Genomic DNA, 13223 nt, shown 5'->3' with positions numbered 1-13223 from the left:
AACACCCCGTTTCCTGCCGCTTGCCGGTCCTGGCGACCCGCTTGTACGGTCACCCTATCGAACACACGTTCGAATGGAAGTGACGCGGAAGGGTGACGTCGGTGGGCACGGAGGTGACGCTGGGGGCGGCCGGCCGCAGTGGGCGCGGCTACCTGAGCGAGCCCGGGTTGGCCGGTCCTGGCGTCGTCATCGTGCACGACGAGTTCGGTCTGCTGCCACACGTCCGGGAGCGCTGCGACTGGCTCGCCGAGGCCGGTTTCGTCGCCCTCGCCATCGACCTCTTCGACGGGCGGACCGCACGGACGCCGGAGGAGGCGGAGCGCCTCGGGGCCGGCCTGGACACCTGGCGCGCCCGTGGCCTGCTGGCGACCGCCGCGACCCAGCTGCTGGCCCGGCCGAAGGTGCGGCCGCAGCGGGTCGGTGCGGTCGGGTTCGGGCTCGGCGGCCGGCTGGCGCTGCTGACCGCGACGACCGGGGCGCTGGACGTGATAGTCGCGTTCTACGCGATCCTGACCTCGGCCGAACGATCGCTGGTGCCGTGCCCGACGCTCCTGCACCTGACCGGCGGCCCGGGCGACCAGGACCAGGACACCCGGGCGTTCCTGCAGGACCTGCGCACGTCCGGGACCGAGGTGACCGCTCGGACCTGGTCCGGGGTGCCGCCTGGATTCGCCAACGCCGACCGGCCGGCATACCTGGAGAAGCCGACGGTGGCGGCCTGGATCGAGACGGCCGGCTTCCTCGCCGGCCATCTCCGCCGCTGAACCCCACACCGAGCGCCTGCCGGTCCAAACCGAGCGCCGGCCGGCTCCGGGGCCACGGTCCATGCCGCACGGCCCGACCTGCCGGTCCCTCCGAGGCGCCCGGCCGGTCCGACGGAGCGCCGGCCCCAGTCCCCGCGTTCTGGCTGCCGGTCAGCGCGGGCCGCCAGCCGTCCGAGACGAAGCGGCGCACCGGCCCCACGTCCCCGCGTTCTCGCCCGCCGGTCACCCCGGGCCGCCGACCGTCCGAGACGGAGCCGGCCGGCGCCCGGCGTCCCCCTTGACGCCCTCGGCGGCCCTCGCCGGCGCTCGGGGCGGCATGCGGCGGGTGCGTTCGACCGGTGCGGTGGGGCTCGGGGCGGTGACGTGGGAGGTGCGGGACAATGGGGGTGTGACCGACCCGCAGACCGGACCCACGCTCTACGACCTCGTGGGCGGCGAGGAGACCTTCCATCGGCTGGTCGCCCGGTTCTACGCCGGCGTGCACGACGACCCGCTGCTGCGCCCGCTCTACCCGGATGAGGACCTCGGTCCGGCCGAGGAGCGGCTGCGGATGTTCCTGGTGCAATACTGGGGCGGCCCCCGGACGTACTCGGAGCGTCGTGGGCACCCCCGGCTGCGAATGCGGCACGCGCCGTTCGCGATCGGGACGGCCGAGCGGGACGCCTGGCTGCGGCACATGCGGGTCGCGGTGGACTCGCTGGAGCTTCCCCCGGAGCAGGAGGAGCCGCTGTGGCGCTACCTGGAGACGGCGGCCCACAGCATGCAGAACACGTGGGACACCACCCGCGCCGGGTAGCCTCCGCCGGCTGGGCGCCGTCGGAGGGCGCCGGCCGACCGGGGCAGACCACACCATCGCCGAGGAGACCTGTGCACCGCTCGCCCGACAGCCGCGCGTCCGCGACCCCGTCCGGAGGGCAGCAGGATCCGTGGTGGAAGACCGCCGTCTTCTACCAGGTGTACGTCCGCAGCTTCGCCGACTCCGACGGCGACGGCGTCGGTGACCTGGCCGGCATCCGGGACAAGCTCGGCTACCTGCACCTGCTCGGCGTGGACGCGCTCTGGCTGACGCCGTTCTATCCCTCGCCGATGGTCGACCACGGCTACGACGTGGCCGACCCGCGTGACGTCGACCCGCTCTTCGGCAGCCTCGCCGACTTCGACGCGCTGGTCGCCGACGCGCACGCGCTCGGCATCAAGGTGACCGTCGACCTGGTCCCGAACCACACCTCCGACCGGCACGCCGACTTCGCCGCCGCGCTGGCCGGGCCGCCCGGCAGCCCGGCCCGGGCCCGGTACGTCTTCCGCGCCGGCGACGGACCGGACGGCGCGCAGCCGCCCAACAACTGGCACTCGATCTTCGGCGGGCCGGCCTGGACCCGGGTCCCGGACGGGCAGTGGTACCTGCATCTGTTCACGCCCGAGCAGCCCGACCTGGACTGGACGAACCCGGAGGTCAGCGCGGACCTCGAGCGGACCTTGCGGTTCTGGATGGACCGGGGCACGGACGGCTTCCGGATCGACGTGGCGCACGGGATGGCGAAGGCCGAGGGCCTGCCGGACATGGACCTGCCGGACCGCAAGAACACCGTGCCGGACCCGGAGGGCGGCGACGACCCGCGCTTCGACGTCGAGGGCGTGCACGACGTGCATCGGCTGATCCGCCGGGTGCTCGACTCGTACCCGGAGCGGATGACGGTCGGCGAGGTCTGGGTGCACGGCGACGAGCGGCTGGCCCGCTACGTCCGGGCCGACGAGCTGAACCTGGCCTTCAACTTCCGGCTCCTGCAGGCGGACTGGGACGCGGCGGCGTTCCGGGACGCGATCGAGGACTCGATGGCGACCATGCGCTCGGTCGGCGCACCGACGACCTGGGTGCTGTCCAACCACGACATCGTCCGGCACACCAGCCGGTACGCGCGGGGCACCGACGAGGCGACCGGCCGGCGCCGGGCCCGGGCGGCCGCGCTCGTCCAGCTCGCGCTGCCCGGGGTCGCGTACGTCTACTACGGCGACGAGCTGGCGCTGCCGAACGTGGACCTGCCCGACGACGTGCTGCAGGACCCGGTGTGGGAACGCAGCGGGCGCACCGAGCGCGGCCGGGACGGCGAGCGGGTGCCGATGCCGTGGTCGGGCGAGAAGCCGCCGTACGGGTTCAGCTCGGGCTCGAAGACGTGGCTGCCGATGCCGGACGAGTGGGCCGACCTCACCGTCGAGGTGCAGCTGGAGGACCCGGGCTCGACGCTGTCGCTCTACCGGCAGGCGCTGGAGCTCCGGCACGAGCACCCCGGATTCACCGAGGACGGGCTGGAGTGGTTCAGCGCGCCGGCCGGATGCCTGGCGTTCCGCCGGCCGGCCGGGCTGCTCTGCGCGCTGAACGCCTCGGCGGAGCCGGTCCCGATGCCGCCGGGCGAGCTGCTGCTCGCCAGCGGTCCCCTCGCCGCCGAGGGCACCCTCCCGCCCGACACCGCCGCCTGGCTCGCCTGAGCGTCCACGGCTTCGCCGCGCGGTCGACCGAACCAGGCCGGGGCGGATCCGGCTCCGCCGGCCGGCGCGGAGCAGCCCGGCTGCACGATCAGCCGCCAGGCGCCGCCGGGCGGACCGCGCCAGAGCTCAGCGTGGGGTCAGGCCGAGGGTGGGGGTGGTGTGCTGGTAGGCGGAGCCGTACGCGCCGGCCAGTCGGGTCCAGCCACCGGCGGCGGAGACGAGGACGACGTCCGCGCTGGGATCGCCACCGAGGAATCCCATCCGGGTCAGCGCGCTGAGCACCCGCAGCGGGAGCACGGCCGTCTGCCCGGCGCCGCTGACGGTCAGCGACTCGTGGTCCAGCAGCGACTCTCCCGCGGCCGCGGCGGCCCCGGCCGGCACCGCTCGGAGCGCGTCCCGGCCGGCCCGGACCAGCGCCCGCAGGACGTCCGCCGGCACCGAGTCCAGCCGCTGCCAGCCCGCAGCCGGCGGCAACGCCGCCCGCCACTCGACGTCCCGCCGCCCCGGCCACCGGACCGCGTCTCCCGCCGGCCCGTCGGGTGGCGGCGGACGGGCGGCGTCGCGGGGCGGTGGGTCGAGGGCGGTGAGTAGGTCCGCGGCGCCGACGGTCACGTCGGCCGGGTCCGCAGAGCCGGAAACGGTTCGGCTCACGAGGACGCCGAACGGCAGGCGGACCCATGCCGTCACCCGCTCCCCCGCCACGCGTACGCGGGCGAGGGCGGCGGGATCGAGGGCGACCGCCCGGCCGAGGAACGAGGCGAGGTCGCCCCGGTCGGCCGCCCCGCCCAGCCGGAGCCCGCTCACGCGGGACTCCGGCGGCCGACCGGCGACACCGGCCGGCCCGGGCAGGAAGGACGCACGGCTCAGTCGCGGGTCAGCTTGCGGTGCGTGACCCGGTGCGGGCGGGCGGCATCGGCGCCGAGCCGGTCGACCTTGTTCGACTCGTAGTCGGCGTAGTTGCCCTCGAACCAGAACCAGCGCGACGGGTCCTCATCCGTGCCCTCCCAGGCCAGGATGTGGGTCGCGACCCGGTCCAGGAACCACCTGTCGTGGGAGATGACCACGGCACAGCCCGGGAACTCCAGCAGCGCGTTCTCCAGCGACTGCAGCGTCTCGACGTCCAGGTCGTTCGTCGGCTCGTCGAGCAGCAGCAGGTTGCCGCCCTCCTTGAGGGTGAGCGCGAGGTTGAGCCGGTTGCGCTCGCCACCAGACAGCACGCCGGTCGCCTTCTGCTGGTCCGGCCCCTTGAACCCGAACGCCGAGACGTACGCCCGGGACGGCATCTCGGCGTTGCCGACCTTGATGTGGTCGAGCCCGTCGGAGACGATCTGCCAGACGCTCTGCTTCGGGTCCAGCCGGGTCCGCCCCTGGTCGACGTAGGACAGGGCAACCGTCTCGCCGAGGCGGACCGAGCCGCTGTCGGTCTTCTCCTCGCCGATCACGGTCTTGAACAGCGTGGTCTTGCCGACGCCGTTGGGACCGATGATCCCGACGATGCCGCCGCGGGGCAGCGAGAACGACAGGTCCTGGATGAGGACCCGGTCGCCGAAACCCTTCTTGAGCTTGTCGGCCTCGACCACCACCGTGCCCAGCCGCGGGCCCGGCGGGATCTGGATCTCATCGAAGTCGAGCTTGCGGGTCTTCTCCGCCTCGGTCGCCAGCTCCTCGTACCGCTGCAGACGGGCCTTGTTCTTGGCCTGGCGCGCCTTCGGGTTGCTGCGCACCCACTCCAGCTCCTGCTCGAGGATGCGTTGCCGCTTGGCGTCCTTGCGCCCCTCGACCTTGAGCCGGGCCTGCTTGGTCTCGAGGTAGGTCGAGTAGTTCCCCTCGTACGGATACGCGTGGCCGCGGTCCAGCTCGAGGATCCACTCGGCCACGTTGTCCAGGAAGTACCGGTCGTGGGTGACGGCCAGGACGGTCCCCGCGTACTTCGCGAGGTGCTGCTCCAGCCAGTCGACGCTCTCCGCGTCGAGGTGGTTGGTGGGCTCGTCGAGCAGCAGCAGGTCCGGTGCGCTCATCAGCAGCGCGCACAGCGCCACCCGGCGCTTCTCGCCACCGGACAGCGTCGAGACCTCCGCGTCGCCCGGCGGGCAGCGCAGCGCGTCCATCGCCTGCTCGATCGTGCTGTCGAGCTCCCAACCGTTGTCGTGCTCGATCTTCTCCATCAGGTCGCCCTGCTCGGTCAGCAGCGCGTCGAAGTCCGCGTCGGGCTCCCCCATGGCCGCGCTGACGTCCTCGAACCGCTTCAGCGCGGCCCGCGTCTCGGCGACCGCCTCCTCCACGTTGCCGCGGACGTCCTTGCTCTCGTCCAGCTGCGGCTCCTGCATGAGGATGCCCACCGAGAAGCCGGGGCTGAGCAGGGCGTCGCCGTTGGACGCCTGCTCCAGTCCGGCCATGATCTTGAGCACGGTTGACTTGCCGGCCCCGTTGGGACCGACCACACCGATCTTCGCGCCGGGCAGGAACGCCAGGGTCACGTCATCGAGGATCACTTTGTCGCCGTGCGCCTTGCGCACCTTGCGCATCGAGTAGATGTACTGCGCCATCCTGCTTGCCGCTCCCGTCGCCTGAGTCCGCTCCAGTGTCCCAGCCCGGCGCGTCGAGGTCACACGCCGGCTCCTACCAGCCCGGACCCGTCCGGCACCGCGGCCGTCGAGCCGCCGGCCGGGTCCTCCGCCGTCCGGGGCGACCGCCGGAACACCGCCGTCCCGCGGGCCAGGTCCGGACCGATCGCGAGCGCCTCCAGCTCGCAGACCGACCGGTTCTGGCCGTCCTTCTCGTACGTCCGCGTGGTGAGCTTCCCGCTGACGATGACCGGGTCGCCCTTGCGCAGCGACACCGACACGTTGGCCGACAGCTCCCGCCAGCAACTCACGCTGAGGAACAGCTGGCCGCCGTCGACCCAGCGGCCGGTCGCCTTGTCGAACCGCCGGGAGGTCGAGGCGATCCGGAAGCCGGCCACGTCCTGCCCGGCTTCGATGGTGCGCACCTTCGGGTCGTCGACCAGGTTGCCCACCACGGTGACAAACGTTTCGTTCAACGCCGGACTCCTTCGAAACATGCCCACCACCGCGGTGGGCGACGGCACGAAGGCTCCGGCCAGAGCCGTCGTCGCGGGAGCCCCGATCGCCGTTCTGTGGACAACCGCCGGGGCTGTGGACAGCCGTTGGACAGGCCCGGGCGCCCCTGATCCGATGGGCGCCCGACCGAAACAGTGAGCGGGACCTGCGAGAGTGGAGGTGTGCGTGTGGCGATCCTCGGGGCTCTCCTCGTGACCGACGAGGCCGGCCGGCCGGTCGAGGTCGGCGGCGCCCGGCTGCGTGCACTGCTGACCCGCCTCGCGCTGGAGCCCGGCCGCCCGGTCGGGGTGGACGCGCTGGTCGAGGACCTCTGGGGCGACACGCCCCCGGCCGACCGGCTCAACGCGCTGCAGTCGCTGGTCTCCCGGCTGCGCCGGGCGCTGCCGGGCGCGCCGATCGAGTCCGGCCCGACCGGCTACCGCCTCACGCTCGACCGCCGCGACGTCGACGCGGCCGAGTTCGCCCGGCTGGCCGAGGCCGGTCGGCGGGCGCTGCCGGACGAGCCCGCGACCGCCCGCCGGCTGCTTACCGAGGCCCTCGCGCTCTGGCGCGGTCCCGCGCTCGCCGACGCGGCCGGCAGCCCCTGGGCCGACGCCGCCGCCGACCGGCTGGCCGAGCGCCGGCTGGCCGCGACCGAGGACCGGATGGATGCCGAGCTGGAGCTGGGCGGGCACGGGGCGGTGCTGGCCGAGCTGGAGGCGCTCGCCCGGGCGCACCCGATGCGCGAGCGGATCCGCGGGCAGCACATCCGCGCGCTCTACGCGGCCGGCCGGCAGGCCGACGCGCTCGCCGCGTACGAGGACCTGCGGGGGCTGCTCGCCGACGAGCTGGGCGTCGACCCGTCCCGACAGCTGCAGGAGATCCACCTGCGGGTGCTGCGGGCGACGCCGGAGCCGCGCCGAGCCACCCCGCGGACGAACGTGCCGGCCCAGTTCACCAGCTTCGTCGGCCGCGACGCGGACCTGGCCGAGGTGGCCCGGCTGCTCGAGCGGCACCGCCTGGTCACGCTGGTCGGACCGGGCGGCGCGGGCAAGACCCGGCTCGCGGCCGAGACCGCGGTCCGGGTGCTGGACGGGTTCCAGGACGGCGCCTGGCTGGCCGAGCTCGCCCCGGTGACCGACGGCAGCCAGGTCCCGCAGGCGGTGGTCAGTGCGGTCGGGCTGCCCGACACCCGGCTGCGGGAGGCCGCCGCCCAGCCGCCGCCGCTGGCCCGGCTGGTCGACCTGCTCGCCGACCGGTGCGCGCTGATCGTGCTGGACAACTGCGAGCACCTGATCGAGCCCGCGGCCCGGACCGCGGCCGAGCTGCTGGCCCGCTGCCCGCGGCTGCGCATCCTCGCGACCAGCCGGGAGCCGCTCGGGATCACCGGGGAGGCGCTCGCGCCGGTCGCCCCGCTCGGGCTGCCGCCGGCGGACGCGAGCCCGGGCGAGGCGCTGCGGCATCCGGCCGTCCGGCTGCTGGCCGACCGGGCCGGCGCCGTCCGGCCCGGCTTCGAGGTGGACGAGCGCACCGTCGCGCCGGTGGTCGAGATCTGCCGCCGCCTGGACGGCATGCCGCTGGCGATCGAACTGGCCTCGGCCCGGATGCGCTCGCTGCCGGTGACCGAGGTCGCCGCCCGGCTGGACGACCGGTTCCGGCTGCTGACCGGCGGCAGCCGGGCCGCGCTGCCCCGGCACCAGACGCTGCGCGCGGTCGTCGCCTGGAGCTGGGACCTGCTCACCCCGGCCGAGGCCGCGCTGGCCGACCGGGTGGCGGTCTTCCCCGGCGGCGTCACCGCGGACTCGGCCCAAGCGGTCTGCGCGGGCGACCCGGTCGACGCCGCCGACGTGCCCGACCTGCTGGCGGCGCTCACCGACAAGTCGCTGCTGCAGCAGCTGCCCGGCGCGCCGCCGCGCTATCGGATGCTGGAGACCCTCCGGGAGTTCGGCACCGAGCGGCTGGCCGCCGCCCACCAGGTCGCCGAGATCCGGCACCGGCACGCGCTGCACTTCCTGGCCATGGCCGAGGAGGCCGACCCGCACCTGCGCCGCCGCGATCAGCTGGAGTGGTTCGCCCGGCTCACCGCCGACCGGGACAACCTGCTGGCCGCGATGCGGTACTCGATCGACACCGGCGACGCCGCCACCGCGATCCGCCTCGGCGCCGCCCTGGCCTGGTACTGGACGGCCCGCAGCGAGCACGCGCTCGCCGCCGAGCTGCTGCCCACCGCCGCCGAGCTGCCGGGCGAGGCACCAAGCGAGGCCCGCGCGATCTGCATCGTCGTCGGCGCGGTCAGCCGCGGCGCCGCGCTGGACGACTTCGAGGGGATGTCCAAGCAGATCGAGGCCGCCCGCGGGCTCGACATCGGCGACAGCTGGGACGACCACCCGATGCTGAGTCTGCTGGAGCCGATCGCGGCCCTCCTGTCGGGCGAGGAGGACAAGGCGCTGGCAATGCTGGACCGCGGGCACACCGACGACGACCCGTGGATCGCGGCGACCCGCTGGCTGCTCGGCGCGATGGTGCACGAGAACGCGGGCCACTTCGCCGAGCACCGCGAATACCTCAAGCATGCGCTGGAGGGCTACCGGGAGATCGGCGAGCGCTGGGGTCTGGCCGGTGCGCTGGCCGCGACCGGCAGCGTCCGGCTGGCCGACGGCGACGCGGCGGGATCGGTCGCGGCGTACGCAGAGGCGCATCAGCTGATGGGCCAGATCACCGCCACCGACGACGCCTCGTTCACCCGGACCCGGCTGGCCGTGGCGTACGCGCGCAGCGGCGACAAGGACCGGGCCCGCGTGGAGCTGGCCGCGGCCCTGGCCGAGTCCGAGCGCAGCGGCTCGCCGATCGGGCTGGTCAGCGCTGAACTGGTGATGGCCGAGCTGGCCCGGGACGACGGCGATCGGGTCGAGGCGCGGCGCCTGGTCGAGTCGGCGGTCCGCGGTGCCGACGAGATCCAGAACATGCCGCCCCAGATGACCGCGGTGGCGTACGCGGCGCTCGGCATGCTCGATGCCGACGACGGCGACGCCCCGCTCGGGCGGGACCGCATCCGGCACGCTGTGACGCTGCCGCTGGCCGATCGGGACATGCCGGTGATGGGCACGGTCGCGCTGGCCGCGGCGTACGTGGAGCTCAAGGCGGGGCGGTTCGAGGCGTCCGCGGCCCGGCTCGGGGCGGCGCTGGCGCTGCGCGGGACGGAGGAGCGCGGCAGCCCGCAGGTCATCGAGCTCCGCGAGAAGCTCCTGGCCGCCCTCGGCCCGGCCGAGCTGGAGCGCATCTACAACGACAACGCCGCGCTGCCGCGCGAGCAGGCGATGGACCTGCTGGGCGGCAGCGCCGCGGAGACGGGCTGATCAGTTGGTCTTGCGGCGGTACGTGGTGACCGCCAGCGGAGCGAAGACCGCCAGGATGATCGCCCCGGTCAGCACCGACCACCCGACCGGACCGGCGACCGGGCCGCCGACCAGCAGCCCCCGGATCGCGTCGGTGAGGTGGGTGACCGGGTTGATCTTCACCCAGGCCTGCAGCCAGCCCGGCAGCGAGGCGGTCGGGACGAACATGTTGCTGCCGAACGTCAGCGGGAACATCACCAGGAAGCCGATGCCCTGCACCGCGCCGGACTCCCGCAGCCAGGTGCCGAGGAAGACCGCGATCCAGCTCACGCAGAGTGCGAACGCGACGGCCAGCAGGCAGCCGGCCAGCGCGGACAGCGGGTCGGTGCCGATCCGGAAACCCAGCACGTACCCGAAGCCCATCAGGACGATGACCGAGACGCCGAACCGGACCACTTCGGCCGAGACGGCTCCGATCAATGGCGCCGACCGGGCGATCGGCAGCGACCGGAACCGGTCGAAGACGCCCTTCTTGATGTCGGTGTTGAGGTTCACCCCGATGGACAGCGAGCTGAACAGGACCGTCTGCACCATGATCGCGGGCAGGACGTACTGCAGGTAGTCGTGGGTGGAGCCGGACACCGCGCCGCCGAAGATGTAGACGAACAGCACCACGAAGATGATCGGCTGCAGGGTGACGTCGATGAACTGCTCGGGCGTACGGCGGATCTTGCGCACAGCCCGGCCCGCCAGCACCAGGCTGTGCCGCAGCAGTGGGAACGGCCGGGCGCCTTGTTCGGGTGCCGACACGGGCGGCGGGGCCTGTGCGGTCGTCTCTTCCAGAGTCGTCGTGGTCATGCCGCGTCCTCCTCGTCACTCGTGGCGGGGGCGCCCGTGAGCGCCGCGAACACCTCGTCCAGTCCGGGCAGCTTCAGCGCCAGTTCGGTCACCGCGATGCCTTCCGCGGCGAGCCGGGCGACCGCCTCGGTCATCGCCTCGTCGCCGCGCACCGGGACCTGCAGTACGCCGCGGCGGGGCGACTCCGGCGCGGCGCCGGCGACCGCGGTGAGCACCCGGGCCACGTCCGGCAGCCGGGCCTCATCCACCGGACGGACCTGCAGACTCTGGTCGCCGACGATCTGCTTGAGCTCGTTCGGCGTGCCGTGGGCGATGATCTTCCCGTGGTCGAAGACCGAGATCTCGTCCGCGAGCGCGTCCGCCTCGTCCAGGTACTGCGTGGTCAGCAGCACGGTCGCACCCTCGGAGACCAGGCTGCGGATGGTCATCCAGACCTCGTCCCGCTTGGTCGGGTCCAGACCGGTGGTCGGCTCGTCCAGGAAGATCACCGACGGCCGGCCGACCAGGCTCGCGGCCAGGTCCAGCCGCCGCCGCATGCCCCCGGAGTACGTCTTGGCGGCCCGGTTCGCCGCGTCGGTCAGGTCGAACTCGGCCAGCAGGTCGGCGGCGCGGCGCTTGGCCTCGCCGGAGCGCAGGTCGAGCAGGCGGCCGATGAGCACCAGGTTCTCGGCGCCGGTCAGGTCGTCGTCGACAGCCGCGTACTGGCCGGTGAGCCCGACCAGGCGGCGAACCGCGGACGCGTCCCGGACCACGTCCAGGCCGCCGACCCGGGCGACGCCGGCGTCGGGGCGCAGCAGCGTGGCCAGCACCCGGACCGCGGTGGTCTTGCCGGCCCCGTTCGGTCCGAGCACGCCGAGCACCGTCCCGGGGCGCACGGCCAGATCCACTCCGGCCAGCGCGGTGGTCGCGCCGAACCGCTTCACCAGTCCTTCAGCCTCGATCGCGTACATGGCGTTCTCCTCTCTCGTCGGGTACGACGATCGCCCCGGCCGCTGGCAGCCCGCGCACACCGGGCTGGCAGCGGCGTCCCGGCGCTGTCAGCGGGCCTCAGCCGGCTGCCAGCCGGACCGGTTCCTTTCGCGCCCGCGGCCGGTCTGACCTGGTGATGGAGACCGACTTCGCCGAGCTCGCCGGACCGTACCGGCGGGAGCTGCTGGCGCACTGCTACCGGATGCTGGGCTCGGCCGACGAGGCCGAGGACGCCGTCCAGGACACCTACCTGCGGGCGTGGAAGGCGTACGGCGGCTTCGACGGGCGGTCGTCGCTGCGGACCTGGCTCTACCGGATCGCCACCAACGTCTGCCTGACCGCGGCCGAGCAGCGGGGTCGCCGGCCGCTGCCGTCGGGGCTCGGCGGCCCGTCGCCGATCGGGACGCCGCTGGTCGACGGCGTGCGCTGGCTCGGCCCGCTGCCGGACGACCCGGCCGCGGTGGCCGCGGGCCGGTCCGGGCTGCGGCTGGCGCTGGTGGCCGCGCTGCAGCACCTGCCCGGCCGGCAGCGGGCGGTGCTGATCCTTCGGGACGTGCTGGGCTGGCCGGCGGCCGAGGTCGCCGAGCTGCTCGGCACCAGCACGGTCGCGGTCAAGAGCGCGCTGCAGCGGGCCCGGGAGCGGATCGGCGCGCTCGGGCTGGTCGTGGACGACCAGCCCGAGCCGGCGCCCGGCGGCCTGCTCGACCGCTACGTCGCCGCGTTCGTCACCGCCGACATCCCGGCCCTGACGAGCCTGCTGCGGGAGGACGCGACGCTGGAGATGCCGCCGCACGCGACCTGGTTCGCCGGCCGGGACGACGTGCTCGAGTTCCTGGCCACCCGGGTGCTGACCACGCGGCAGGCCGGGATCGCGATCACCGCGAACGGCCAGCCGGCGATGGCCATGTACGTCAACGGCGAGCCCCACGGCATCCAGGTCCTCGAGATCCGCGACGGGCTGGTCGCCGGGATCGTCGCGTTCCTGGATCCAGGTCTCCTCCCCCTCTTCGGCCTGCCCGGTTCCTCGCCGGGCTGAGGCCGGTCAGTACGGCATGACCCTTGACGGCAGCACCGCAATCGTGACCGGCGCGAGCCGCGGCTTCGGCCGCGCGATCGCCACCGCCCTGACCGACGCCGGCGCGAAAGTGGTCGGCCTGGCCCGGCATCCCGCCGACGGCGTGGAGGCCGGCGACGCCACCGACCCCGACCTCGCCGCCCGGCTGATCCGGGCGCACCGGCCCCGGATCCTCGTGCTCAACGCGGGCGCGGTGCCGGTGAACCGACCGGTCCAGGAGCAGACCTGGCAGACGTTCAGCCGGCACTGGGAGGTCGACGTCCGGCACGTCTTCGAGTGGACCCGGGCCGCTCTGCTCGCGCCGCTCCCGCCCGGCAGCCGGGTCGTCGCGCTGTCCAGCGGCGCGGCCGTGCACGGCTCCCCGGCCAGCGGCGGGTACGCGGGGGCCAAGGCGACCGTCCGCTTCCTAGCCGCCTACGGAGCGGTCGAGGCCGAGCGGGCCGGTCTCGGGATCGGCTTCGCCAGCCTGCTGCCCGCGCTCACGCCCGCCGGCGCGGTCGGGGCGTCCGGGGCCGCGGCGTACGCGGAGCGGGAGGGGGTCGACGTCGAGGCCTTCCTGGCCGGGCGGGGTCCGCTGCTGACGGCCGAGCAGGTCGGCGCCGCGGTCCTCGACCTCGTCACGGCCGAGCAGACCACCGGCGCCTGGCTCCTCACCCCCGCCGGCACGACTCCCGCCTGA

At 74.3% G+C, this 13223-nt stretch carries 11 protein-coding genes; 6 read left to right on the top strand and 5 right to left on the bottom strand.

All coding sequences use genetic code 11. From position 1 onward, the window contains the following. Positions 1–101: 101 nt before the first annotated feature. The 3 genes from VGP36_22635 to VGP36_22625 all read left to right on the top strand — a co-directional run bounded on the left by VGP36_22635 (position 102) and on the right by VGP36_22625 (position 3248). Positions 102–764 (top strand): dienelactone hydrolase family protein, encoded by a 663-nt coding sequence (locus VGP36_22635; protein ID HEV7657508.1) that lies wholly within the window; start codon positions 102–104, stop codon positions 762–764. 388 nt (positions 765–1152) lie between these two features. After that, positions 1153–1560, top strand: a complete 408-nt coding sequence (locus VGP36_22630) for a globin (protein HEV7657507.1) — start codon at positions 1153–1155, stop codon at positions 1558–1560. A 71-nt stretch (positions 1561–1631) separates the two neighbouring features. Next, complete coding sequence (locus VGP36_22625; GenBank protein HEV7657506.1) at positions 1632–3248, top strand: glycoside hydrolase family 13 protein; 1617 nt, start codon at positions 1632–1634, stop codon at positions 3246–3248. A 126-nt stretch (positions 3249–3374) separates the two neighbouring features. Here VGP36_22625 and VGP36_22620 read toward each other — a convergent pair whose 3' ends face one another. From VGP36_22620 to ssb, 3 genes are read right to left on the bottom strand one after another with little or no spacing between them, the layout of a single operon-like run. Beyond that, positions 3375–4052, bottom strand: a complete 678-nt coding sequence (locus VGP36_22620) for a hypothetical protein (GenBank protein ID HEV7657505.1) — start codon at positions 4050–4052, stop codon at positions 3375–3377. 59 nt (positions 4053–4111) lie between these two features. Further along, on the bottom strand, positions 4112–5794 hold the full coding sequence (ettA, locus tag VGP36_22615; protein ID HEV7657504.1) for an energy-dependent translational throttle protein EttA: 1683 nt from the start codon (positions 5792–5794) through the stop codon (positions 4112–4114). Between the two features lie 59 nt (positions 5795–5853). Next, a complete protein-coding gene (ssb, locus tag VGP36_22610; GenBank protein HEV7657503.1) occupies positions 5854–6288 on the bottom strand; it encodes a single-stranded DNA-binding protein in 435 nt (144 codons plus the stop codon). A 207-nt stretch (positions 6289–6495) separates the two neighbouring features. Here ssb and VGP36_22605 point away from each other — a divergent pair, with 207 nt between their 5' ends. Continuing rightward, complete coding sequence (locus VGP36_22605; GenBank protein ID HEV7657502.1) at positions 6496–9663, top strand: BTAD domain-containing putative transcriptional regulator; 3168 nt, start codon at positions 6496–6498, stop codon at positions 9661–9663. On the opposite strand, the gene VGP36_22600 is transcribed toward VGP36_22605, so the two are convergent. Then, entirely contained in the window at positions 9664–10500 is an 837-nt protein-coding gene (locus tag VGP36_22600; protein HEV7657501.1) for an ABC transporter permease, read from the bottom strand. It lies immediately after the preceding gene. Beyond that, positions 10497–11450 (bottom strand): ATP-binding cassette domain-containing protein, encoded by a 954-nt coding sequence (locus tag VGP36_22595; GenBank protein ID HEV7657500.1) that lies wholly within the window; start codon positions 11448–11450, stop codon positions 10497–10499. Before VGP36_22595 ends, VGP36_22600 begins: the two co-directional genes overlap by 4 nt. Before the next feature lie 152 nt (positions 11451–11602). Here VGP36_22595 and VGP36_22590 point away from each other — a divergent pair, with 152 nt between their 5' ends. Then, positions 11603–12505: a sigma-70 family RNA polymerase sigma factor gene (locus VGP36_22590; GenBank protein ID HEV7657499.1), complete on the top strand. Its 903-nt coding sequence runs from the start codon at positions 11603–11605 to the stop codon at positions 12503–12505. 16 nt (positions 12506–12521) lie between these two features. Further along, positions 12522–13223, top strand: a complete 702-nt coding sequence (locus VGP36_22585) for an SDR family oxidoreductase (protein ID HEV7657498.1) — start codon at positions 12522–12524, stop codon at positions 13221–13223.

This window comes from Mycobacteriales bacterium (assembly GCA_035995165.1).
Lineage (GTDB): Bacteria > Actinomycetota > Actinomycetes > Mycobacteriales > CADCTP01 > CADCTP01.
This window is presented reverse-complemented; position numbering and strand designations above follow the sequence as displayed.

Bases quoted from the DNA above. Each gene is read 5' to 3' on its own strand.
- ettA (HEV7657504.1), bottom strand. From the start codon at position 5,794: ATGGCGCAGTACATCTACTCGATGCGCAAGGTGCGCAAGGCGCACGGC.
- VGP36_22600 (HEV7657501.1), bottom strand. From the start codon at position 10,500: ATGACCACGACGACTCTGGAAGAGACGACCGCACAGGCCCCGCCGCCC.
- VGP36_22585 (HEV7657498.1), top strand. From the start codon at position 12,522: ATGACCCTTGACGGCAGCACCGCAATCGTGACCGGCGCGAGCCGCGGC.
- VGP36_22595 (HEV7657500.1), bottom strand. From the start codon at position 11,450: ATGTACGCGATCGAGGCTGAAGGACTGGTGAAGCGGTTCGGCGCGACC.